Below are 21,604 nucleotides of genomic sequence, written 5' to 3'. Positions count from 1 at the left end.
CGTGACGCGATTGTTCAGCCCGCGTGGCGGCCATGCCAGGCGTTCATCGCCAGCTCGAAGGAACGCAGGCGCGCACGGTGGTCATACAGGTTGGCAGTGAGCATCAGCTCGTCAGGCTTGTGCCGCTCAACGAAAGCGGCGATACCCTCGGCCACCTGCTGCGGATCGCCCAGCACGGTGCAGGCCAGGGCCCGTTCCACGCCGAGCTTTTCGTGCGGCTCCCAGAAGGCTTCAATGTCGTCGATCGGCGCCGGGATCTTGCCCGGCCGGCCGCGGCGCAGGTTGACGAAACTCTGCTGTTGGCTGGTGAACAGGCGACGCGACTCGGCCTCGCTGTCGCTGGCAACAACATTCAGGGCCAGCATCGCGTGCGGCTGCTTCAACGTGGCCGAGGGGCGGAATTCGCGGCGGTACACCGCCAGCGCTTCGTCCATCACGTCCGGCGCGAAATGCGAGGCGAATGCATACGGCAGGCCCATCGAGGCGGCCATGCGTGCGCCAAACAGGCTTGAACCGAGGATCCAGGTCGGCACCCGCAGGCCACCACCCGGAACGGCCTGCACTGCCTGTCCAGGCTGGACCGGCTCGAAGTAGTGCAGCAGCTCGCGCACGTCCTGCGGGAACTGGTCGGCGCTATCGAAATAGCGGCGCAGTGCTCGCGCGGTCGGCTGATCGGTGCCCGGCGCACGGCCCAGGCCAAGGTCGATGCGGTCCGGATACAGCGAGGCCAGCGTTCCGAACTGCTCGGCCACCTGCAGCGGGGCATGATTGGGCAGCATGATGCCGCCCGCGCCGACACGGATGCGTCGGGTGCCACCGGCAACATGGCCGATCAGCACGGCGGTGGCGGCACTGGCGATGCCGGGCATGTTGTGGTGTTCGGCCAGCCAGTAGCGGCGGTAGCCCAGCGCATCGGCGTGCTGCGCCAGTTCCAGCATGTTGGCGAAGGCGGCGGTGGTGTCACTGCCCTCGCAGACCGGGGCCAGGTCAAGGATCGACAACGGGATCATCAGGCGTTTTTCCGTCACAGGATCACCCTTGCATGGGGGCGGCCGGGCGCAGCGGCCAGTGACGGTGGCGGGATGCTGATTCCCGTAGGGCAGGTTCAGCGCCCACCGGATCGTGGAGCCGAGCCCATGCTCGGCTGCCTTTCGTCGACCAACAGCGGCCGAGCATGGGCTCGGCTCTACAGAAATGCAGTCAGAACGCGCTGGGGCGCGGTTCGGGCAGCGGCTGGTCGACCATCGGCTTCAGCTCGGCATCCAGCGCCACGCGCTCATCGAACACGAAGCAGCGGCCTTCGTAGCCTTCGCCGCCCACTTCCTCGAAGTAGCCGAGGATGCCGCCATCGAGCTGCAGCACATTGTCCATGCCGTCATTGACCATCCACAGCGCGGCCTTCTCGCAGCGGATGCCGCCGGTGCAGAAACTGACCACGGTGCTGTCCCGCAGCGCATCGCGATGCGGCGCCAGCGCCTCGGGCAGGTCGGTGAACTTGCGGATGGGCAACACCAGCGCATCCTTGAAGGTGCCGTACTCCACTTCCTGCAGGTTGCGGGTATCGAGCATCACCACCGGCTTGCCGGCATCGTCATGCCCCTGCCGCAGCCAACGCTGCACGGTGGCCGGATCGACCGACGGTGCGCGCGGATAGTCCAACGGCTGGCCGTCATCGCGACGGAAGCTGATGATCTCGTCCTTGACCTTGGCCTTGAGCCGCGCGAACGGCTGGTGCTCGCTCAGGCTGGTCTTGACCCGCATGCCGGCGAAACGCGCATCGGCACGCAGCGCTGCATAGAAGCCCTCGACCGCCTCCGGCGCCCCCGCCAGGAACAGGTTCAGCCCCTCGCCGGCCACCAGGATCGTGCCGCGCAGCTGCGCCGTCCCGGCACGGGCCAGCAGCTGGTCGCACAGGGCCTGGGGAGCGTCGATGACGGCGAAATGATAGGCAGCGGTGTTGGCGATCATCCCGCCATTTTAGCGCCAGACCGCCCCAAGGTCAGATTTGCCCGTTCATCCACGCATGGTGTGGATCAACTTCAGATCACGGGAACTGTCAGAGGCGGGGCTGTGTGGGCAGGCGGGACCGTTTGATCTGGCCCCCAAAGATGGGTTTACGGCATGTCCCGCCTGCCCACACCGCCGCGCCATCCCACGGAAACCCGCTTTTGACGTTGCCGTTGCCTCTGCGGGTGCCGGGTGCAACCCGGCCGAAACCCGTTACCCCCGCAACAGCAGGAACGGCAGCAGCACCAGCGCCGCCGCGCCGGCCATCGCCAGCAGCACCAGCACCACATAGGCCGGCCGCCGCCGGAACAGGCTGCCGAAGGTCTCGGCCGTGCCATCACGCAATGCCTGCTCGCGTTCAGCCCGCACGCGCACGCCGCGCGCCGCCTGGTACTCCGCCATCAGCGCCTTCGCACGCGGATGATCAGCGTCGTCGCGCAGCCACAGGCCACCATTGGAAATGCCCCACGGGCTGGGTTCGGTGCGATACCAGGCGATGCCGTGCTGATCGAGCAGCGTGCAGACATCGGCATATTCGTCGTCGCCGACGTTGCGCAGATTGAGCAGGAGTTTTGCCATGGCCCCATGATACCCGGCGCCGATGCGCTACCCTTGCCGCCCTCGCCCCGCGCCCTTCTGGAGACGCCCGATGCGCCGCCTGCTGCTTCCCCTGCTGCTGTCCCTCGCCGCCGCTGGCTGCTCGACCGAACCATCCGGCCCGCCGCCCGGCGGCACGCTGACCACCTTCGAGCGGATCGATACCGTGCCAGGCACCGGCGCCGAAGCCATCGCCGGCAGCAAGGTCACGGTGCACTACACCGGCTGGATCTACGACAACCGTACCGAGACCAAGCACGGCAAGACCTTTGACAGCTCCTTCAAGCACGGCAAGCCGTTCACCTTCGCGCTCGGCGCCGGCCAGGTCATCCGCGGCTGGGACGAGGGCGTGGCCGGCATGAAGGTCGGCGGCAAGCGCACGCTGATGATTCCGCCGGACTACGGTTACGGGGACCGCAAGGTCGGCCCGATTCCGGCGGGCTCGTCGCTGGTGTTCGACGTCGAGCTGCTCGATGTCAAACCGTAATGCCGCCATGCCCCATCGGGTCGCCGTCATTGGCGGCGGCCCGGCCGGCCTGTTCGCCGCCGAACGCCTGCGTGCCGCTGGGCTGGAGGTCGACCTGTACGAGGCCAAGGGGTCGCCTGGCCGCAAGTTCCTGATCGCCGGCAAGGGCGGCCTCAACCTCACCCATTCCGATCCGCGGCCGTTGTTCGACAGCCGCTACCGCGAGCAGGCCGCTGTGGTCGGCAACTGGCTGGACGGCTTCGACGCACAGGCACTGCGTGACTGGGCCGCCGGCCTGGGCGTGGAAACCTATGTGGGCAGCTCCGGCCGCGTGTTCCCGGTCGACCGCAAGGCGGCGCCGCTGCTGCGCGGCTGGGTGCGCCGGTTGAAGGAACAGGGCGTGCGCCTGCACGCCAACCACCGTTGGATCGGCTGGAGCGACGACGGCGCCCTGCGCTTTGCCACCGAGGCGGGGGAAATCGATGTGCACCCCGATGCCACGGTACTGGCGATGGGCGGCGGCAGTTGGCCGCAGCTGGGCAGCGACGGCGCCTGGGTCGTGCCACTGCAGGCGCGTGGCGTGGACATCGCGCCGCTGCAGTCAGCCAATTGTGGCTTCGACGTGGACTGGACGCCGTTCTTTGCCCAGCGCAATGCCGGCGCACCATTGAAGCCGGTGGTCGCGCACTGGATCGACCTGGCTGGACAACCGCGGTCGCTGCAAGGCGAGTGCGTGGCCAGCGAATATGGCATTGAAGGCAGCCTGGTCTACGCGTTGGCCGCCGACCTGCGCGAGACCATCAACCGCGATGGCCACGCAATGCTGTGGCTGGACCTGGTGCCGGGTCGCGACGAGGCGCGCCTGCTGGCCGACCTGTCACGTCCGCGCAAGGGCCGAAGCTTCGGCGAGCACCTGCGCCGCCAGGCGGGTCTGGATGCGGTGAAGGCCGCACTCGTGTTCGAGATTCTTGGCAGGGAGGCCGGCAACGACCTGCCGGCTGTGGCCGCCACGCTCAAGCGCCTGCCGCTGCGCCTGCTGCGCCCAAGGCCAATGGCCGAGGTGATCAGCACCGCCGGTGGCGTGCGCCTGGATGCGCTGGATGACGGCCTGATGCTGCGGGCCGTTCCTGGCGTGTTCTGCGCCGGTGAAATGCTGGACTGGGAGGCCCCCACCGGCGGCTACCTGCTGACCGCGTGCTACGCCAGTGGCCGGCGTGCCGCCGAAGGCGTGATCGGTTGGTTGGCGGAGCGGTGACGCCTGTGGCGTAGCGTCGAGCCCATGCTCGACGCCACGTCACCACGGCCTGCGCATGCTCACCGAGGCCAACGCCACACCGCTGGGATGCGCATAGGCTTCCTCACGCACGCTGACAAAGCCCTGCCGTTGATAGAACGGCACCGCATTGAGCGAGGCCGACAGCACCACCTCACGCTCACGATCAGCCATCGCCAGCAGGCGCTGCATCAGCGCCTGGCCAATGCCCAGGCCGCCATGATCCGGATCGACGAACAACGCATCGACTTCATTGGCATCGACATCAAAGACGCCGAAGCCGAGCAGGCCACCCTGCCCGTCCTCGGCCACCACGCAACCGCCCTGCCCCAGCAGCCGCGCGTACTGCGCGGGCGGCGGCGACGCCGACCAGGGCGCAATGACCGCGGGTGGGTAATGGCTGCTGCAGGTCTCGCGCACGCAACGCGTGCGCAACGCCCACAACTTGGCCACGTCATCCATGGTGCCGGTCCTGAACTGCATGACATCTCCTCGTAGAGCCGAGCCCATGCTCGGCTGTTCTTCGTTCCGACCTCGCGATGAGAACAGCAGCCGAGCATGGGCTCGGCTCTACAACATCACACTACCGCGACTTGCTGGCGCGCAGAGCCTGGATCTTCGGCGGCGGCTGGAACGAGTCGCTGCGCGCATCGGCCCAGAAGGCATGGAATACCGCATGGTCGGGCACCTTGTGCAGCAGCTCGCCCGGTTCCAGGTAGCGGTAAAGCGACGCCAGCGAACGGATTTCCACCGGCGACACGCGACGCAGGATGTGCTCCGGCCCCAGCTCGGCCGGATCGTTCAGGCCCGCCGCGCACAACAGTTCCTTCAAGGCATGCAGTGTGTGCTCGTGATAGCTGTACACACGGGTGGCCTTGTCCGGTGCATCCAGATGCTTCCAGCGCGCGGGGTCCTGGGTCGCGATGCCGGTCGGGCATTTGTCGGTGTGGCAGCTCAACGACTGGATGCAGCCCAGCGCGAACATGAAGCCTCGGCCGGCATTGCACCAGTCGGCACCCAGCGCGATGGTGCGCGCGATGTCGAACGCACTGGTGATCTTGCCAGCGGCGCCGATGCGGATGCGCTCGCGCAGGTCCAGGCCGACCAGGGTGTTGTGCACCAGCAGCAGTGCTTCATGCATCGGTACGCCGACATGGTCGACGAATTCAGCCGGTGCCGCGCCGGTGCCTCCCTCGGCACCATCGACCACGATGAAGTCCGGCAGCAGCCCGGTTTCCTGCATCGCCTTGGCGATGCCGAACCATTCCCAGGGGTGTCCGATGGCCAGCTTGAAACCGACCGGCTTGCCACCGGACAGCTCGCGCAGCCGGGCCACGAACTGCAACAGTTCGACCGGCGTCGAGAATGCCGAGTGACGCGACGGCGATACGCAGTCCACGCCCATCGGAACACCACGGGTCACCGATATTTCGGCGGTCACCTTTGGTGCCGGCAGCACGCCGCCGTGGCCCGGCTTGGCACCCTGCGACAGCTTGATCTCGATCATCTTGACCTGGTCGTGGGTAGCGTTGGCGACGAAGCGCTCTTCGCTGAAACCACCCTTCTCGTCACGGCAGCCGAAGTAGCCCGAGCCGATCTCCCAGACCAGATCGCCGCCCATCTCGCGGTGGTAGGGCGAAATCGAACCTTCGCCGGTGTCGTGGTAGAAGCCACCGCGCCGCGCACCTTCGTTCAGTGCGCGGATCGCGTTGGCCGAGAGCGAACCGAAGCTCATCGCCGAGATGTTGAACACGCTGGCCGAATAAGGCTTGGCGCAGTTCGGCCCAATCAGCACGCGGAAATCATGCTTGGCGATGGAGGTGGGAGCCAGCGAATGGTTGATCCACTCGTAATCCACCGCATAGGTACTGCGCAGGGTACCGAACGGCACCGTGTCCATTTCGTTCTTTGCGCGCTGGTAGATCAGCGCACGCTGCTGGCGCGAGAACGGCACGTCCTCCAGGTCGCTCTGCACGAAGTACTGGCGGATTTCCGGGCCGATTGATTCCAGGCCATAGCGGAAATGCGCCATCACCGGATAGTTGCGGCGCAGCGTGCTGCGCTTCTGCAGCAGATCCCAGGTCCCCAGCGCCACCATCGCGGCAGTCAGGCCGACGCCCCAGTACCAGGCCGGCCAGATCGTGGCCAACCACAGGCAGATGGGAAACATCAGGATGGCGAGCAGGTAGACGATATACCGGTGCATGGCGTTCCTTGGTTGCAACTGCCTGCGAGTCTACCGCGCCGGCCATCACCGGCGTTTACAGGCGACCGTCAACCACGTTGCGCGGCCAGGCCGATTTCACGTCGTAGACGATGCCGCCGGGCGCCAGCAGCGCCTGGATTGCGGCGTCATCCATGGCTTTGAATCGGGCATGGGCCACTGCCAGAACTACGGCGTCGTAACTCCCCGCCACCGGCTCGGCCAGCCAGTGCACGCCCGCGTCAGCCAATGCCGCCGGGCCGACCCACGGGTCGCTGACCTCCACCTGTGCGCCGGCATCACGCAGGCGCTGCGCCAGTTCCAGCGCGCGGCTGTTGCGCAGGTCCGGGCAATCCTCCTTGAAGGTCACGCCCAGCACCAGGATACGCGACTGCGCAGGTGCGCGGCCACGTTCGGCCAGCATTGCCAGCACACGCGACGCCACGTGCTCACCGACGCGGTTGTTGACCTGCCGCGCGGTGTGGATCAGGTCCGGGTGGTAACCCACGCTCTCGGACTTGTGCAGCAGGTAGTACGGGTCCACGCCGATGCAGTGGCCGCCAACCAGGCCCGGCCGGAATGGCAGGAAGTTCCACTTGCTGCCGGCGGCGTCGAGCACATCCTGGGTGTCGATGCCGAGCCGGTCGAAGATCAGCGCCAGCTCATTGACCAGCGCGATGTTGACGTCACGCTGGATGTTCTCCACCACCTTGGCCGCTTCGGCCACACGCATCGACGGCGCCGGGAAGGTACCGGCGGCGATGATGCGCTGGTACAGGCCATCAATCACCGCAGCCACTTCCGGTGTCGACCCCGAGGTGATCTTGCGGATATCGGCCAGGCGCCGCTGGCGGTCGCCGGGGCTGACCCGCTCCGGGCTGTAACCACAGTAGAAGTCTTCGTTGAAGCGCAGCCCGGAAAGCTGCTCCAGCAGCGGCACGCAGACCTCTTCGGTGGTGCCGGGGTACACCGTGGATTCGTAGATCACCAGGTCACCCGCACGCAGGTGGCTGGCGATCAGCCGCGTCGCCGAACGCAGCGGCTCCAGATCGGGCTGCTCATAGGCATCGATCGGGGTCGGCACGGTAACGATGTAGACATTGCAGGCATCGAGCAAAGCCGGATCGCTGCCGTACTGCAACTGCTGCGCACTGGCCAGCTCATCGGCCTCCATTTCCAGCGTATGGTCCTGGCCGTCGCGGAGCTCGGCGATGCGATCAGCATCGATGTCGAAGCCGAGCGTCGGCCAGTGCCGGCCGAAGGCCACCGCCAGTGGCAGGCCCACGTAGCCCAGCCCGATCACCGCGAAGCGCGGCGACGCTGCTGCCGCAAGCGGCGCGCTCAACGCCGCATCCCATGCAACGGCTGAAATCGCATGCGTACTGCCATGGGCATGGCCGACCTACTCATTCGCTTTGCCACTCCGGGAAGATCCATGCCAGAAAGGCTACAGCCTAACGGCCCGGGTGCCCGGCCGCCAAGGTGGGGTCAGGAACCCAGTGCGACCGCGGCCGGCTCCAGTTCGCCATCGGCGCCGGTCCAGGCCTGCAGCAGGCGCTCGAAGCCACCGCCGCCAAGCACGAAGCCCGGCCATGAGGCGTCGACGATCTGTACCAGCAGTTCTGTATCAATGCGCCGGGTCCCCATCGACCAGCGCGGGAATGCCCGCTGCGCCACCGGCGCGCGGCACAGCACCTTCAGTTGTCCATGGCTGCGCGCATTGGCGATGCGCTGGTACACCGAATCGATGCCATCCTCCGGGCCTTCCAGGTACTGCAGGAAACGGCTGCCATCGAACATCAGCACACCCGTGACACCGGCTACTCGGTTGAATGCCGTGGCATCGGCCAGCAGGCGGTCAAGATCGGTTGTCTGCAGGTCGGCGCGGGCCTCGCTGGCATAGGCAATCGCGTGCAGCGACATCGGGTGGCTCCCCCCCTGGGAACGAGGCTTTGGACTATGACATGAATGGGAGCGACAGTTAAGCACACCGCCGCTCCACTGCAATCCGGTCGGGATGCTGCAGCTGGGCTACAATCGGCGCCGCGCTGCAGGCCCGGATGGCGAAACTGGTAGACGCATCGGACTTAAAATCCGCCGGGGGCAACCCCATGCCGGTTCGATTCCGGCTCCGGGCACCATCGCACTTTTCACGACGAACGTCAGATTGCACGCGAGTAGCGCGGCTGCTCGCAGGCGGCACGCAGGTACGGGTCGAAGCACATCGCCAGCAGCCGCAGCAACGGCCGTCCAGGCTCGCTGGCGCGCACTACACCGTCACGGTACTCGGCGAGGCCATCTTCCTGCAGCCGCTGCACCGAACGCAGGTCTTCGGCGAAGTACTGCTCGAAATCCACGCCATGGCGCTGGCCCAGCACCGCACCGTCCACCTCGCCCTGGCACATCAGCTGCTGGATGAGTTCTGCGCGCAGCTGGTCGTCGGCGCTGAGCGCCACGCCGCGCCACACCGGCAACTGCCCCTGGTCCACGGCATCCTCCCACGACGGCAGGTCGCGCGGATTCTGACTGTAGGTGGCACCGATGTGGCTGATCGCACTCACGCCCAGGCCGAGCAGATCGGTGTCGGCGTGGGTGGTATAGCCCATGAAATTGCGATGCAACTGCCCGGCGCGCTGCGCACGTGACAGATCTTCTTCCGGCAATGCGAAGTGATCCATGCCGATGTACTGGTAGCCGGCCGCAGAGAGTTTCTCCACCGCCAGGCCCAGCAGCGCCAGCTTGTCTTCCGGCGAAGGCAAGCGGCGTTCGTCGATCTGCTTCTGTGCGCGGAAAAGATGCGGCAGGTGTGCGTAGCCGTACACCGCCAGGCGATCCGGGCGCAATGCCAGCACCCGTTCCAGGGTGCGGCCAAACCCTTCCAGGCTCTGTCCCGGCAGCCCATAGATCAGGTCGACGTTGACCGAACGCATGCCGCTGTCGCGGCAGGCCTGCAGGATGTCCAGCGTCTGCTGCACGCCCTGCACGCGGTTGATCGCTTCCTGTACCTGTGGGTCGAAATCCTGCACGCCCAGGCTGGCGCGGTTGAAGCCCAGCCGCGCCAGCATGGCGACATCGCGGGTATCGATGAAGCGCGGATCGAGTTCGATCGAGAAATCGCGCTGCGGCGAATCGCTGAAATCAAAGCGCCGGCGCAGTCCTTCCACCAGCGTGGTCATCGCCTCGGCCTCGAGGAAGTTCGGCGTGCCCCCGCCCAGGTGCAGCTGGATGACCTCACGGCCGTCCTCGAACTGCGGCGCCAGCAGGTCGGCCTCGGCCAGCACGCGCGCGACGTAGCTGTGGCCACGGCCGCGGTCGCGGGTGATCACCCGGTTGCAGCCGCAGTAGAAGCAGGGGCTGGAGCAGAACGGCACATGCACGTACAGCGACAGCGCGCGGGCCAGCTGGTTGCTGTCGGCGATTGCCCGGCGCAGTGCCGGCGCATCGAAGCCATCGTGGAAATGAGGCGCGGTCGGATACGAGGTGTAGCGCGGCCCGGGCCGGTCATGCCGGCGCAGCAGGTCGGGGTCGAAGGTCCAGGCCAGGCCACCGGCGGCGGGAGAGAACGTGTCCATGCCGCCAGCATCGCGCCGGGCGGACGCCACCGCCTTGACCCAGATCAATCGCGGGTGGGGATTCCCAGCACCGGCAGGCCGACCTGCGGCCAGCGCAGCATCTGGTAGCGCTTCCAGAAGGTGTCACCGATGCGCGCGGCGACGTCGTTGGCCAGCGCCTGCATGGGCGGGTTGCCGCACTCGGCGGTGGTGATCCGGAACAGCACCAGCCAGCGGTCGAACAGGTCCTTGTCCAGCTCGATGGCCATGTGCTTGGACATCGGCGAGCCCTTGAAGCGGCGCGTACCGCGCAGCATTGCCGACCAGAAATCGACCAGCTGCGCCAGGTGTTCCGGCCAGTCGCGGACGTGTGCCTCGAACACAGGCCCCAACCGCTCTTCCTCGCGCACGCGCGCATAGAAATCGTGGACCAGGCGGGTCACTTCCTGCTCGGTGCACAGCCCGGGCGAGGCGACGGGCAGCACAGGTGGCGATATTGCGTTCATCGGGTACCCAAAGCTTGCCGGCAGTGTGCCGTAGCTGGCCGGCACCGCCGTTGATCCAGATCAATGTCGGCGCAGTCCGCTGCACCTAGGCTGGCACGCGTGCAGGAAGCATGCCCTGCGGATGCTGCGCCAGCCTCGGCGGAGTATACGCGCCGCCCTCATTCCGATCCGGGACAGCATGAACAGACCCTCTCCCAGCCGCCGCCAGCAGCTGATCCAGCACTGGGGCGCCATCCTTTGGCCCAGCTTCATCGCTGCAGGCCTGGCCAGCGTGGTGTTCTTCGCCTTTGTCGACCCGCTGCGTCTGCAGGCGATCAGCTTTCCGGGTACGGCGATCAGCCGCGAACTGGGCTATACGGCAGGATTCTTCATGTTCTGGTCGGTGACCGCACTGTCCAGCGCGGTCACCTGGTACCTGCAGCGACCGATGCCAAGCGACGACGACGACGAGCTGCCGCTGGGATGAGTACGCCCTGCACCGGAATCCCACGCCGCTGGCATTGGCGCGCCGCGCTCAGCATGCTCTTGCTGGCGTTGTTCTATGCCCTGCCATGGCTGCGCTGGAATGGGCGGCAGGCCCTGCTGCTGGACATCAACGCACGGCGCTTTGACCTGTTTGGCTGGACATTGTGGCCCAGCGATGTCGGCGTGCTGATCGGGTTGCTGGCGGTGCTGGCGGTGGGCCTCGCGCTGCTCACCCACCTCGCCGGCCGCATCTGGTGCGGCCACGCCTGCCCGCAGACGCTATGGCGCCGCGCCTTCGACTGGATTGCGCGCGCCATGGCCCGGGCTTTGCCAGCGCCCGGCGTGGGCCCTGCCACCCAGCTGGCATGGGGGCTGCTGTCGCTGTGGACCGGCATCACGTTCGTCGGTCTGTTCAGCCCGATCGAAGAACTGGTGGCCGCCGCGCCGCATGCCGGCTGGAGCGGCTGGGAAACGTTCTGGGTGCTGTTCTATGCCGCCGCCACCTGGGGCAATGCCGGCTTCCTGCGCGAGCAGGTGTGCCGTTCGCTGTGCCCGTTCGCGCGCCTGCAGCCGCTGCTGACCGATCCGCATACACCGCGCATGTTGTACGACGCGCGCCGCGGCGAACCGCGCGGCATGCGTCCGTCGGGGCTGGGGGGCGTGCTCGGACGCGGCCGTGGCCTGCTCGACCCGACCACCGCGCAGGACTACGTGTTCCGCGCTGCACACCCGCTGCTGGCCGGACCGATGCCCACCTTCAGCGCCGACCGCCTGGGCGACTGCACCGATTGCGCTGCCTGTGTCAGCGCCTGCCCGATGCAACTGGATATCCGCCAGGGACCTCAGGCCGATTGCCTGGCCTGCGGCGCCTGCCTGGAGGCCTGCTCGCGGCAGCAGGACCAGGCCGGTTTCGGCCCGGGGCTGGTGCGCTACTGCAGTCCGCAGGCCATGGCCGGGCAACCGCGGCAATGGTGGCGACCGCGGACCCTGGCACTGCTGTCGATACTGCTGGCGCTGTTGGCCTGCGGCGCCTGGCGCCTGCTTTGAATCAACGGATCAACGCGGCCCGTTGGCGTGCGGCGGCACCAGCTGCGCGCGTCGGACGATGCCCAGCTGCTCGATGATCAGCGCCATTTCATTGGTAACTTCGGTACGCTCGGTCCCTTGCGGGACCAGGCGGTCCAGCACCTGCTGGTAGGTATCCCAGAACGCCGGACCGCATCCGTGTTTGTGATAACTGGCTTCCAGTTCGCGGCGTACCCGTTCAGCCAAGCCATGCATGCCGTATTCCATACGACCTCCGTTGGACTTGTTCTGCATCGTTGACGGTCTACCGACTCACTTGCGAGCTACTGAAAGACTCCCGGGCTTCACGTCCGGTTGATCCCAATTAGTCATAGATTTCACGACAGGTCAATTACATACCGCGACTTTCGTGATCGAAATTATTAATCGTTCACGAAACCACATACGGGGAGACGGGGTGCCCGGATGGGTCGGACCCGACACACTGCCCCGATTTCCCCGGTCCCGCCCTGGTAGGCGCCATCGATGGGCCAGCCCCGTTTCATCGAAGTTTCCAATATTGCTAAGCATACTTAGCAAATACTGTTTAGAGTGCTATATGCGACAAAAGGCGGCGTAGTTGGGGCTTACTCGCCCTGCGTCGCCTCAGTCGCGGGGAACAGGTTGGGATAGCGCTGATGCAGGATGTATTGGCGTAGCGCAGGAATCGGGAAGTTCTTGGGCCATTGCGACACGGCAGATCGGCTTATGCCAAAAAAGCGCGCCAGTTCGGCATCGGTCCGGAAACCCAGCCGGGCGCGTACCTGCCCCTTGCTCCAGAATTCGGTCACGGTCGGTCCTTCTGTTAACCAGACTTATTCTTGGAACAAGGGAACTTTGCGATCCACGCGTTAAGCTGGCTTGCATAGATGAATACTCTCGGCCAACGACTCGCCATTGCCATGAAGAAAGCCGGGCACCCTCGCCCGGCCGATCTGGCCCGCGCCGCCGATTCGACGACGGCAACCATCAGCAACTGGCTCAACGACCATGTCAGCCCCGCCCATGTGAAGGCCGAACAGCTGTTCCGCATCGCCGATGCGGCCAAACTGGACGCGCGTGAACTGCTGTACGGCGTGAGCGGGCTTGGCGTCGGTGAGCGGGGCAATACCTATATCCCCAGCCAGGCCCACCTGGATGTCTGGCAGGACGCCTACGAACTGGTCAGCCATCTGGTGGAGGAGAAGGGATTGCAGATCGACCATCGCCGCCATGCGGCCCTGGACCTGCTGGCCTTCGAACTGCTGATGGACGGCTTCAGCCGCAGCAAGGTCATCCGGGTACTGACGACCTCGATGACGTGAATGCACTGCCACTGGTAGCATGGTCGCGGATGGGGATGGGGCTCCCCCGATAACCGCCCGGAAGGGCTGATGGCTCCTGCCAGGACGAACCGGTCTTCGTCGATGGCGGGCCGTGCCTGCCGTCGGCGTTCGCCATTGAATCAGCGAACCCGCAACCGAGGCACGTGATGCACGCATTGAACAATTATCTGCTGGTCTTCATCGGCGGCGGGCTCGGCGCCTGCCTTCGCCATGCCTGCAACCTGATCGGTACGCGGGTAGCGGTCGGCAGCCCGTGGCCATGGTCGACCTTCCTGATCAACATCAGCGGTGCACTGCTGATGGGCGTGCTGGTCGAAGCCTTCGCCCTGCGCAATGGCGCCTCGCCGCAGTTGCGCCTTCTGCTGGCCACCGGCGTCCTCGGCGGCTACACCACATTTTCCACCTACGCACTGGAAATCGGACTGCTGCTGCAGCGCGGCCAGCATGGCCTGGCGGCGCTGTATGCCGGCGGTTCGGTGGCACTGGGCCTGGTCGGCCTGTTCGGTGGCATGAAACTGGCCCGGCTGGTGCTGGGCTGAGGCTCAGCCCGCGCCGGCGCGGGCCTGTCCGCGCCACTCCCGCGGCGACTGTCCGGTATGTGCCTTGAATGCACGCGACAGTGCGGCTTCGCTGCCATAGCCGACGTCGTCAGCGATCCGCTTCAATGGGCGCCCCTGGCGCAGCGCCTGCTGCGCCAGGCCCACCCGCCAGCCCTGCAGGTACTGGCCCGGGGTAGTGCCCATCGCCTCACGGAAACTGGCAGCAAAGACGCTGCGTGACATGCCGGCGACCTCGGCCAGGTCTTCCAGGGTCCAGGACTGTGCGGGCGCCTCATGCATCGCCACCAGCGCCAGCCGCAGCCGCGGATGCCCCAGCCCGGCAAACAGGCCACCACGCATCTCGCCCCCTTCCATCAGCTGCCGCAGCACCTGGATCATCACCACCTCGAACAGCCGGTTGACCATCGCCGCACGCCCGCAGCGCTGCTCGAAGGCTTCTTCGAACAGCAGCTCCAGCGCTGCGTTGCCGCCGTACAGATCGGCCAGCGGCAGGCAGATGAAATCGGGCAACGCCGCGCTGATCGGGTTGAGCCGCCCGCCCTCGAAATGCAGATTGGCGCAGGCCATGTCGGCGCCATGCTGCGGATCGGTGCTGAATCGATGCGGCATCGGCCGTGGGTACAGCAGCAGGCTCGGCACCTCGACCTGGACGATCTGCTGGCCATGGCTGACCTGCAGCGGGCCACGTCGCACCAGATGCAGCTGCCCGGCGTCATCCTCGCCCGCCAGCGTGTTGATGCCGCACAACGCGCCAGCATGGAACACCGAGGCGGTAACCGCAAAGCGTTCAAGCAGAATGGCAAGACGGTCGACCATGACGGGACCCTGGGTAAAGTAGAAAGAGATCAAGGCGACACATCGTATCGGAATCACCCCCTTAGCGGACGTGATCAACTCTGGGAGCGGGCGCCCCCCAGCCCGCCCTTCCTGCGGCAGTGCAGCGCGCGCAACATTTCGCTGGCATCTATGCTCGGGGTCATTCCCGCATGGAATGACCCCGATGCCCGCCCTGCTTCGATGCGCCCTCGCCCTCGGCCTGCTGCTGCCTTCGACGACCTTGCTGGCGTCAGCGCCAACGGCGGCACGCACGCTGAGCGGCGAGCTGCAGGGCGCGCCGTGGCGCCTGGACGTGCCGGCCGACTGGAACGGTGACCTGGTGATGCTGGCGCACGGCTACGAGCCGGTAGGCATGCCACGTGCTACGCCGATGGCTGCCAATGACGGCACCGCGCCATTGCTGGCGGCAGGCTACGCCGTCGCGCAGAGCGCCTATGCCAGTCAGGGCTGGGCGGTGGCCGATGCGATCACCGACATGGAACGCCTGCGCCGACATGCAGTGGCTGAACTCAAGCACGTGCGCCATATCTGGATGCTGGGATTTTCGATGGGCGGCGCCGTGACCCTCGCCAGCCTCGAACGGTTCCCGCAACACTACGCTGGTGGCGTGTCGCTATGCGGCGCCAATCTCAGTGGCGAACAGATCGCGAGTGATCTGCTGACCACGCTGGTCGCTTTCGATTACTTCTTTGCCAAGGCCGAAGGCCTGCCGGCTGCGGGACTGGTCTCACGCGACGCGGCTGCGCTGCCACAGGGCGAACTGTACCAGGGCATCTCCAATGCGCTGCAACGCAGCCCCTCGCATGCCGCGTTGCTGGCACAGCGGCTGCAGGTGTCCGCTGATGCACTGGCCGGCACGATCAGCCTGCATGCACTGGTCCTGCACGAACTGGCCACGCGCAGTGGCGGCATGCCGGTGGGCAACAGAGGTGTGGCTTACAGCGGCTTCGGTGACGACATGGCGTTCAATGCCGGCGTGCAACGTATCGACGCCGTGCCTGCCGCGCAGGCCGCTGTCCGCAGGGAGCTGGCATTGAGCGGTGCGTTGAGGCGACCACTGGTGATCCAGTTCAACAACAACGACCCGACGATCGTGCCGCGCATGCAGACGGTGTATCCGCAGACGGCCGCACGGGCCGGCGCCCGTCCGCTGCCACAGGTGCTGCCGCCCGTTGGCGAAGGCCATTGTGGCTTCTCCGGCGCGCAGATCATCGAGGCGTTGAAGGCCGCGCAGCGTTGAGCAATCGCGGCCCACGCGCAGGTCAGCCGCCCAGCGTGCCCATCGTGAAGGTGTAGCCCGAGCTCATCAGGAATTCGCGCATGCGCATTTCCGCGCGCCGTGGTGAGGCCAGGTTGGCCGGCGCGTACAGGGCATACACCAGGCCCGACCCTTCGATATGCTCGCGGCGCACCCCGCAGCGGGCGGTTTCCGAGGCGATGACCCATCCGTCCTTCAGCCGATCCGGGCCAATGGATTGCCCGTTCTTCAAGCGGAAGGTCAACCAGCGCACATCTGCCGTGACTTTGCTCATTTCCGTTTCGCTCCGTGGCTGGAACGACGCGTGATGTCCTTGCTCGCCATTGCGGCTCCCTGAGACGTGGAACTCGACCATAGCGCCTTTCCATGTCGTGGCCGGCTGAGACTGGCGACCGGGGCGCGTCGAACGGCTGCAGGTGAAGCAGCGCGGCGTCGGAAATGGCGGCCGCAGGGAGCGCCCTGCCGGCGCAGTTCACAGGCAGGGAACCCGACTCACGCAGCGCGGTCGCTGCCCTGGTTCAAGGCGTGCAGCACATCGGCCAGCGCCTGGATTTCGGCACGCAGGGCCAGCCTCTGCAACCACCGCCCGGGGATTCCGCGCGCACCATGGAATGCACCCGCCAGCTGCCCCGCGATGGCGGCCGTGGTGTCGGCGTCCTCGCCAAGATTGGCCGCCTCGAGTACGACGGCTTCAAAGGTGTCGTGGCGATCAAAGCACCAGAGTGCAGCTTCCAGACTGTCGGCAACATAGCCATTGCCACGGATCTGCTCACGCGTGGCACCGCGGTAGCCGCCCGCCGCGATCTGCTGCAGCCGCGCGCTCTCGACGGGGACATTGCTGAGATCCAGCACCGCGTCACGGGTGCCACCTGCCAATGCCCGCTCCAGCGCGACGGCAAGCAAGCGGCACGCCTCCAGGCACTCCTGCGCAGCGTGGGTCGTTCGCGAACTCAGCTCGGCTATTGCCTGCAGATCGGGAGTCCCGGCGTAGCGCAATGCCACCGGCGCCAAACGCATGATCGAGCCATTGCCGGCGCTGCGTGGGTCGTCACTCCCCGCCAGCGGTTGGCCGTCCTGCAGGAACCGGTCGATGGCAGCCCGCGTTGCCATACCGATATCGAAGCACTCGCCGGTCGCACTCCAGTACCCATGCCGGTACCAGTTGGCGTAGCGGTTCATCTGATCGTGCACATCGAAGGTGTCACAACGCACCAGGCTCTCGGCCAAGCACATCGCCATTGAGGTATCGTCGGTCCATTGCCCCGGCTGCAGCTGGAACGGCCCACCACCCACCATGTCGGTGATCGGGGTGAAGCTGCCACGAGGCTTGAACTCCAGCGTGGTACCGACGGCATCGCCGCACGCGAGGCCGAGCAAGGCGCCGCGGAAGTGATCAATCTGGTTCATCAGGCAAGTGTAGCGCCGCCGCCGCCGCCATGACTGACCGCCAGCCGCGCAACGATCGTGCGAGCGCGAAAGCGATCGCAGCCAACAAAAAAGCCCTGACCGGAGTCAGGGCTTTTCAATTGGAGGCCTCAAGCGGAATCGAACCGCTGTAAACGGATTTGCAATCCGCGCGCAATCTTTTCAATTCAAACACTTAGAAAAAATGACACCCGAATTGACACCTACCGTAACTGAACTTAGCAAAAATAGACTTGTTTGAACCTCTGATTGAACCGAACCAACGCCATTGCTCTGCGCCGAACGCTGCGCGCCACCCTCACCCACCGCCGTCCGAACTCTGGCACTCTTAGGCGCGTTGGAAAAGGTTATGGATCGCGCAGATGAGCGCCTGCGCAAAGCTGCGCGATGGTACTTCGACAGCCGTTGTGGCGGGCTTTAAGGAGGACAGCCCGGACGGCAAATGGCCGTCAATCTTGCCCGGATCGCGTAGCGCGCAACCGCAAACAGTCACTACCAATAGTGAGAAATGCTTAGTTGCCCACTGACACTACGGTAGCCCATCTCACCCACAGTTCGCACAAGCTCACCTCGCGCCTGCCAACTTGCTTGCTTTGACAGCTCCAAGCCGAGCTTGACCTCGTTTGTTCGTCGCGGGCCCGACCCTGGCAAAACAACATCACTCATCACTACAGGCGTTGCTGGTCCAGTATCCCATCGATTGAAGGCCAGATATGGACTCACCGTCACGGTGCTTTCCTGCTTCGGTATGACATAAAGCCGCGATCCGAATCGGCGTTGCGTTCCCGAGTAGCGCCCAGAGAGGACAGGTGTGCCCGTCTTCTCTGTGAGACTCCAACCTGAAATAACGGTGCGGACAAACTGAACCTCTGGCTCCAAAATTATCGAAGCGCCAGAAGCCAAAAATTTAAGAGAATATCCAAGTTCGGCAGAAACACTGGTTGAGCGAGTGTCATACCGCTCAGGGGTCAGCGCCTCACCTGCAACGGAGTTCTTAAATCTTGAGGTCTGAGCCCAAAGGTCAATGTACCCGGCACCGGGACCTTGCTGCGGGGTGCGCATGCTAGCGTAGGCCCCCAGACTCGTGCCATTGGCTACAGCTCGAGACTGGTAGCCCGTGATCAACGACCTCGCAAGACTGCTGGAGCGCCCGATCCCAATCATCAACCCCGCGTCAACATCCGACTGCCCGCCGGTCGTGATGGTCCGGCCAATGCCAACCACTGCAGAGTACAAATCTGTATTTGAGGAAATCTGCGAACGCAGACCCATGAAGCGAGGATGCTCGCTCGTAACCCTCGCCCAGGCATTGATCGAGTGCGCCCCCTCAGCTTCATCCGCCGCCGCTGAGAATCGGTCGCGATAAGAGAGTCTAAACAGCGCAGCTGCAGCTTTCTGGTTAGCCAGGTAGCTAGCACCTTCCGGACGCTGGACTTTTGGGGTCGGTGGAACAGGATCAATATCGACCGGAAACTCCGGAGCAACGGGCCCAATGGGGTCGACCGGATCAACCGGATCAACCGGATCAACCGGATCAACCGGATCAACCGGATCAACCGGATCAGTGTATTCGGATGTCAGGTACCAGTTGCCGTCGTTGGGATTTGAAGCCCGGCCTTTGCGAAGAAAGTACTCATACGCCCCCGCCACAGCTCGCCCCTTTAGATCAAAGTGCGCATCTGAATTTCCCTTGATAGAGATTACCTCGATGCCATTCAACGTCTGACCACCAAGGCCTCCGACGTTACGCACCGAGATGAAGCCCCTTCCCTCCGCGTCACCCTCGATCACAACGCGATCACCAGGCGAGTCGTCCCCTCCCAGCGCACGGTTGAGCAACCAGCTACCATCCAGCGATCGGTAGTTACCATGAACCGTAATCGAACCAAATCCTTCTGACTGTGGTGAGAATTCCACACTGCCGGCGTGATCAAAATCGCCAATGTTTGACTCGTATCTGATCTTCCAGGCACTTGTCGCGTCAAGCTGCGTGTATCGAGCAAGCGCGCCGTTCCTACTTAAAATATCTCCAAACAGCGACGTCCCATTCAGCAAACGAATAGCAACGTCGGAGCTGGTGCTCTCCACACTAACATTACCCTTGATTGAGCTGGCAATAGCCGTCAAATTTGCCGTTCTAGTCGCCAATGTGGATCCATTTGTAAATGCAAGATCACTTACGCGGAAAGCAACACCCCGACCACCCGCCGCGTCAATCTCCACATCACTCAATATCAAGTCATGGTTGTCACCCTGCACCCACAGCGCCACACCATCCGCAACGCGAAACGATGAACTCTGGAATGATGCGCGGTTCCAGTAGTCCCCAGCAACTGTCAAATAGGACCTGTAACCAATCGCCCCTGGTCCAGACATGTTTATTCGCAGATCATCCACCGATGCGAGAGTAGCTGTATTTGTTTGCAGCAACCCGACAGAACCCTGCCCCTCAGCGAGTATTGATACAGAAGCGATATCAGCAGAGGAGGTTCCACCACCTATTAATATTCCAGCGCCACCATCACCATAGAGATTTAGAGCAGTGCGCGACAAGCGCAGCGAGCTACTTAAGCTACCCGTCGATCCAGTGACGCGCACTCCAAACACACCATTCCCACGAGTCTCGATAGATGAGCCTGAAATCGACGCAGCGCCCGCTATGATGTCAACCCCATGACCTACAGCATCACTGAAATTGGTTACAGCCACATCATCCAGCGTCAGTTTTGAAGAGTCATTGGACAGCCAGAAGTTGGACTCGCCGTCCGTGACGGTGAACGCCGCACCAACACCAGTGAACTCACCTAAGCGATTTACATTGACTCCGATCCCCCCAACATTTTCGAAGGAGCCGCCTTGGACCACTGCGCGTGAATAAACGACAGGCGACAAGCCTCCAAGCACCCGCAGACCTCCACCCTTTGAGCTGGCGTTTACGCCTATAAGGGATAGCGATCCGCCGTTCGAAACATCAAACCATCCACCCACCAATCGGCTGTCTTTGACAACAACTTGACTACCGCCGCCAGACACCGAGACTCCCGCTTGAACTCCACCGGCTCCAAGATCGATAAGACTGTCCGTCAGGTACAAGCTCGCGCCCTGGCTCGCCAGCAACCTACCGCCTGAGTCCGATCGGATAGTTGAAGACTCAATCGAAATTCTCGAATCCGTTCCGCGTGCCTCAGCGATTGTTCCAGACGCGCCCTCCACAGCTATCTCTCCGCCGCGAAAACTCACTACAGCACCTGCAGAAGCTTCAATATTGCCACCATTGAGTGAATTCCTGCTTGTGCGAATCGTTACACCCTCAGAATCGATTACGCTACCGACTCCTGAAGCAGACAATGAGTAGTTTGCCCCGGTCAGCGAATTTCCCATCAAAAGTTCGCTCGACAGGAGTTTGACACGTCCTCCGGAAAGAGCCCTGATTCCACTCCCCCTAGCTCCCAACTCAATCGAGGCACCCTCAACGGACGCTCTGCTCCCGTCCCCGGATACCGACAGGGCGTATCCGGATCCCGAATACGTCAAGACGTCGCCATCTAGCAGATGAAACTCGGCCCCGTTCTCTACGGTGATAGGACCGAGGACTTCAACTGCATTTGCGGTTGCGGCACAGGAAATTCCAACTGCAACAGCGATAGGCGCCAACTTGCGACATAGCACCGATGACGCTACGGTGCCTCTCACGCAGGCTTGCTTCACAGCATTTGATTTGTCGACGCCAATGACGGCAGTGCCATCGCAACCCAATGAGGTCATACCATCCATTACGTCTGAATCTCCTTTGTTGGCTTGCCGCGCTCAAAGCGCGACTCATGTAGAGTTAAGATTCCTATGGCCTGCGTGGATCTTTCGTGAAAGAAACGAGAGATGCGGATGCGCCTACCGCTTCTATACTCGCGCGTGTGGATTTAGACGCCTAGCGGCAGAGTGGCTGAGGCGTGCGTGTCTGCTGCTAATCGTAGGCATACGTGGCGAGTAAACGCTGACAACATCTGCATGGGCTCGCTAGTGGCTTACGGACTGGAGAGCGCGAGGCAGTGGCTCTGCCTTGACGACA

At 64.2% G+C, this 21,604-nt stretch carries 22 protein-coding genes, 1 tRNA gene and 1 riboswitch; of the genes, 8 read left to right on the top strand and 15 right to left on the bottom strand.

The features are described 5' to 3' along the window. Positions 1 to 14 precede the first annotated feature (14 nt). The 3 genes from ACSDHM_RS06100 to ACSDHM_RS06090 form a co-directional block, all read right to left on the bottom strand. Positions 15 to 1,010: an LLM class flavin-dependent oxidoreductase gene (locus tag ACSDHM_RS06100; protein WP_072166700.1), complete on the bottom strand. Its 996-nt coding sequence runs from the start codon at positions 1,008 to 1,010 to the stop codon at positions 15 to 17. A 190-nt stretch (positions 1,011 to 1,200) separates the two neighbouring features. Further along, complete coding sequence (locus tag ACSDHM_RS06095) at positions 1,201 to 1,968, bottom strand: sulfurtransferase (protein ID WP_061478453.1); 768 nt, start codon at positions 1,966 to 1,968, stop codon at positions 1,201 to 1,203. A gap of 252 nt (positions 1,969 to 2,220) precedes the next feature. Then, positions 2,221 to 2,586, bottom strand: coding sequence for a DUF6164 family protein (locus ACSDHM_RS06090; protein WP_188241104.1), 366 nt, complete (start codon positions 2,584 to 2,586; stop codon positions 2,221 to 2,223). Positions 2,587 to 2,656: 70 nt separating this feature from the next. Here ACSDHM_RS06090 and ACSDHM_RS06085 point away from each other — a divergent pair, with 70 nt between their 5' ends. Both ACSDHM_RS06085 and ACSDHM_RS06080 read left to right on the top strand, forming a co-directional pair. Beyond that, complete coding sequence (locus ACSDHM_RS06085) at positions 2,657 to 3,091, top strand: FKBP-type peptidyl-prolyl cis-trans isomerase (protein WP_188241105.1); 435 nt, start codon at positions 2,657 to 2,659, stop codon at positions 3,089 to 3,091. Further along, entirely contained in the window at positions 3,078 to 4,325 is a 1,248-nt protein-coding gene (locus tag ACSDHM_RS06080; RefSeq protein WP_088497738.1) for a TIGR03862 family flavoprotein, read from the top strand. Before ACSDHM_RS06085 ends, ACSDHM_RS06080 begins: the two co-directional genes overlap by 14 nt. 39 nt (positions 4,326 to 4,364) lie before the next feature. On the opposite strand, the gene ACSDHM_RS06075 is transcribed toward ACSDHM_RS06080, so the two are convergent. The 4 genes from ACSDHM_RS06075 to ACSDHM_RS06060 form a co-directional block, all read right to left on the bottom strand. Next, a complete protein-coding gene (locus ACSDHM_RS06075; protein ID WP_088497737.1) occupies positions 4,365 to 4,826 on the bottom strand; it encodes a GNAT family N-acetyltransferase in 462 nt (153 codons plus the stop codon). 100 nt (positions 4,827 to 4,926) lie between these two features. Further along, positions 4,927 to 6,549, bottom strand: a complete 1,623-nt coding sequence (locus ACSDHM_RS06070; protein WP_061478458.1) for an FMN-binding glutamate synthase family protein — start codon at positions 6,547 to 6,549, stop codon at positions 4,927 to 4,929. 55 nt (positions 6,550 to 6,604) lie between these two features. Next, on the bottom strand, positions 6,605 to 7,891 hold the full coding sequence (locus tag ACSDHM_RS06065) for a nucleotide sugar dehydrogenase (RefSeq protein WP_072166707.1): 1,287 nt from the start codon (positions 7,889 to 7,891) through the stop codon (positions 6,605 to 6,607). A gap of 143 nt (positions 7,892 to 8,034) precedes the next feature. Continuing rightward, positions 8,035 to 8,469, bottom strand: coding sequence for a BLUF domain-containing protein (locus ACSDHM_RS06060; protein WP_088497736.1), 435 nt, complete (start codon positions 8,467 to 8,469; stop codon positions 8,035 to 8,037). A 131-nt stretch (positions 8,470 to 8,600) separates the two neighbouring features. On the opposite strand from ACSDHM_RS06060, the gene ACSDHM_RS06055 reads away from it, so the two are divergent. After that, a tRNA-Leu gene (locus ACSDHM_RS06055) sits at positions 8,601 to 8,687 on the top strand. Between the two features lie 21 nt (positions 8,688 to 8,708). Here the strand turns inward: ACSDHM_RS06055 and hemN are convergent. Further along, positions 8,709 to 10,118, bottom strand: coding sequence for an oxygen-independent coproporphyrinogen III oxidase (gene hemN, locus ACSDHM_RS06050; RefSeq protein WP_072166936.1), 1,410 nt, complete (start codon positions 10,116 to 10,118; stop codon positions 8,709 to 8,711). Between the two features lie 44 nt (positions 10,119 to 10,162). Next, positions 10,163 to 10,603 carry a group III truncated hemoglobin gene (locus ACSDHM_RS06045; protein ID WP_088497761.1) on the bottom strand — a complete coding sequence of 147 codons (441 nt, stop codon included), beginning with the start codon at positions 10,601 to 10,603 and terminating at the stop codon, positions 10,163 to 10,165. A 178-nt stretch (positions 10,604 to 10,781) separates the two neighbouring features. Here ACSDHM_RS06045 and ACSDHM_RS06040 point away from each other — a divergent pair, with 178 nt between their 5' ends. Both ACSDHM_RS06040 and ACSDHM_RS06035 read left to right on the top strand, forming a co-directional pair. Continuing rightward, positions 10,782 to 11,069, top strand: a complete 288-nt coding sequence (locus tag ACSDHM_RS06040; protein WP_014036651.1) for a hypothetical protein — start codon at positions 10,782 to 10,784, stop codon at positions 11,067 to 11,069. Beyond that, complete coding sequence (locus tag ACSDHM_RS06035; RefSeq protein WP_111007589.1) at positions 11,066 to 12,115, top strand: 4Fe-4S dicluster domain-containing protein; 1,050 nt, start codon at positions 11,066 to 11,068, stop codon at positions 12,113 to 12,115. Before ACSDHM_RS06040 ends, ACSDHM_RS06035 begins: the two co-directional genes overlap by 4 nt. A 9-nt stretch (positions 12,116 to 12,124) precedes the next feature. Here the strand turns inward: ACSDHM_RS06035 and ACSDHM_RS06030 are convergent, their stop codons facing one another. Further along, positions 12,125 to 12,361: a hypothetical protein gene (locus tag ACSDHM_RS06030; RefSeq protein ID WP_005416001.1), complete on the bottom strand. Its 237-nt coding sequence runs from the start codon at positions 12,359 to 12,361 to the stop codon at positions 12,125 to 12,127. A 359-nt stretch (positions 12,362 to 12,720) separates the two neighbouring features. Beyond that, complete coding sequence (locus tag ACSDHM_RS06025) at positions 12,721 to 12,924, bottom strand: hypothetical protein (RefSeq protein ID WP_061478465.1); 204 nt, start codon at positions 12,922 to 12,924, stop codon at positions 12,721 to 12,723. A 111-nt stretch (positions 12,925 to 13,035) separates the two neighbouring features. Here ACSDHM_RS06025 and ACSDHM_RS06020 point away from each other — a divergent pair, with 111 nt between their 5' ends. Continuing rightward, positions 13,036 to 13,437 carry a helix-turn-helix domain-containing protein gene (locus ACSDHM_RS06020; RefSeq protein ID WP_061478466.1) on the top strand — a complete coding sequence of 134 codons (402 nt, stop codon included), beginning with the start codon at positions 13,036 to 13,038 and terminating at the stop codon, positions 13,435 to 13,437. Between the two features lie 22 nt (positions 13,438 to 13,459). Then, positions 13,460 to 13,523, top strand: a riboswitch (Fluoride riboswitch). Positions 13,524 to 13,604: 81 nt separating this feature from the next. Next, on the top strand, positions 13,605 to 13,997 hold the full coding sequence (gene crcB, locus ACSDHM_RS06015; protein WP_088497734.1) for a fluoride efflux transporter CrcB: 393 nt from the start codon (positions 13,605 to 13,607) through the stop codon (positions 13,995 to 13,997). Between the two features lie 3 nt (positions 13,998 to 14,000). Here crcB and ACSDHM_RS06010 read toward each other — a convergent pair whose 3' ends face one another. Next, positions 14,001 to 14,834, bottom strand: a complete 834-nt coding sequence (locus tag ACSDHM_RS06010; protein WP_088497733.1) for an AraC family transcriptional regulator — start codon at positions 14,832 to 14,834, stop codon at positions 14,001 to 14,003. Positions 14,835 to 15,018: 184 nt separating this feature from the next. Here ACSDHM_RS06010 and ACSDHM_RS06005 point away from each other — a divergent pair, with 184 nt between their 5' ends. Further along, positions 15,019 to 16,095 (top strand): alpha/beta hydrolase family protein, encoded by a 1,077-nt coding sequence (locus tag ACSDHM_RS06005; RefSeq protein ID WP_072166719.1) that lies wholly within the window; start codon positions 15,019 to 15,021, stop codon positions 16,093 to 16,095. A 22-nt stretch (positions 16,096 to 16,117) separates the two neighbouring features. Here ACSDHM_RS06005 and ACSDHM_RS06000 read toward each other — a convergent pair whose 3' ends face one another. From ACSDHM_RS06000 to ACSDHM_RS05990, 3 genes are all read right to left on the bottom strand, one after another. Then, positions 16,118 to 16,387 (bottom strand): hypothetical protein, encoded by a 270-nt coding sequence (locus ACSDHM_RS06000; RefSeq protein ID WP_005415995.1) that lies wholly within the window; start codon positions 16,385 to 16,387, stop codon positions 16,118 to 16,120. Positions 16,388 to 16,605: 218 nt separating this feature from the next. Continuing rightward, positions 16,606 to 17,520: an ADP-ribosylglycohydrolase family protein gene (locus tag ACSDHM_RS05995; protein ID WP_439426762.1), complete on the bottom strand. Its 915-nt coding sequence runs from the start codon at positions 17,518 to 17,520 to the stop codon at positions 16,606 to 16,608. A 510-nt stretch (positions 17,521 to 18,030) separates the two neighbouring features. Beyond that, positions 18,031 to 20,919, bottom strand: coding sequence for an autotransporter family protein (locus ACSDHM_RS05990; protein ID WP_439426761.1), 2,889 nt, complete (start codon positions 20,917 to 20,919; stop codon positions 18,031 to 18,033). Positions 20,920 to 21,604 lie beyond the last annotated feature (685 nt).

The sequence above is a fragment of the Stenotrophomonas sp. T8 genome (assembly GCF_051853085.1).
Classification (GTDB): Bacteria; Pseudomonadota; Gammaproteobacteria; order Xanthomonadales; family Xanthomonadaceae; genus Stenotrophomonas; species Stenotrophomonas sepilia.
This window is presented reverse-complemented; position numbering and strand designations above follow the sequence as displayed.

Bases quoted from the DNA above. Each gene is read 5' to 3' on its own strand.
- ACSDHM_RS06100 (WP_072166700.1), bottom strand. From the start codon at position 1,010: ATGATCCCGTTGTCGATCCTTGACCTGGCCCCGGTCTGCGAGGGCAGT.
- ACSDHM_RS06095 (WP_061478453.1), bottom strand. From the start codon at position 1,968: ATGATCGCCAACACCGCTGCCTATCATTTCGCCGTCATCGACGCTCCC.
- ACSDHM_RS06090 (WP_188241104.1), bottom strand. From the start codon at position 2,586: ATGGCAAAACTCCTGCTCAATCTGCGCAACGTCGGCGACGACGAATAT.
- ACSDHM_RS06085 (WP_188241105.1), top strand. From the start codon at position 2,657: ATGCGCCGCCTGCTGCTTCCCCTGCTGCTGTCCCTCGCCGCCGCTGGC.
- ACSDHM_RS06080 (WP_088497738.1), top strand. From the start codon at position 3,078: ATGTCAAACCGTAATGCCGCCATGCCCCATCGGGTCGCCGTCATTGGC.
- ACSDHM_RS06075 (WP_088497737.1), bottom strand. From the start codon at position 4,826: ATGCAGTTCAGGACCGGCACCATGGATGACGTGGCCAAGTTGTGGGCG.
- ACSDHM_RS06070 (WP_061478458.1), bottom strand. From the start codon at position 6,549: ATGCACCGGTATATCGTCTACCTGCTCGCCATCCTGATGTTTCCCATC.
- ACSDHM_RS06060 (WP_088497736.1), bottom strand. From the start codon at position 8,469: ATGTCGCTGCACGCGATTGCCTATGCCAGCGAGGCCCGCGCCGACCTG.
- hemN (WP_072166936.1), bottom strand. From the start codon at position 10,118: ATGGACACGTTCTCTCCCGCCGCCGGTGGCCTGGCCTGGACCTTCGAC.
- ACSDHM_RS06045 (WP_088497761.1), bottom strand. From the start codon at position 10,603: ATGAACGCAATATCGCCACCTGTGCTGCCCGTCGCCTCGCCCGGGCTG.
- ACSDHM_RS06040 (WP_014036651.1), top strand. From the start codon at position 10,782: ATGAACAGACCCTCTCCCAGCCGCCGCCAGCAGCTGATCCAGCACTGG.
- ACSDHM_RS06035 (WP_111007589.1), top strand. From the start codon at position 11,066: ATGAGTACGCCCTGCACCGGAATCCCACGCCGCTGGCATTGGCGCGCC.
- ACSDHM_RS06030 (WP_005416001.1), bottom strand. From the start codon at position 12,361: ATGGAATACGGCATGCATGGCTTGGCTGAACGGGTACGCCGCGAACTG.
- ACSDHM_RS06020 (WP_061478466.1), top strand. From the start codon at position 13,036: ATGAAGAAAGCCGGGCACCCTCGCCCGGCCGATCTGGCCCGCGCCGCC.
- crcB (WP_088497734.1), top strand. From the start codon at position 13,605: ATGCACGCATTGAACAATTATCTGCTGGTCTTCATCGGCGGCGGGCTC.
- ACSDHM_RS06010 (WP_088497733.1), bottom strand. From the start codon at position 14,834: ATGGTCGACCGTCTTGCCATTCTGCTTGAACGCTTTGCGGTTACCGCC.
- ACSDHM_RS06005 (WP_072166719.1), top strand. From the start codon at position 15,019: ATGCCCGCCCTGCTTCGATGCGCCCTCGCCCTCGGCCTGCTGCTGCCT.
- ACSDHM_RS06000 (WP_005415995.1), bottom strand. From the start codon at position 16,387: ATGAGCAAAGTCACGGCAGATGTGCGCTGGTTGACCTTCCGCTTGAAG.
- ACSDHM_RS05995 (WP_439426762.1), bottom strand. From the start codon at position 17,520: ATGAACCAGATTGATCACTTCCGCGGCGCCTTGCTCGGCCTCGCGTGC.
- ACSDHM_RS05990 (WP_439426761.1), bottom strand. From the start codon at position 20,919: ATGGGAAATTCGCTGACCGGGGCAAACTACTCATTGTCTGCTTCAGGA.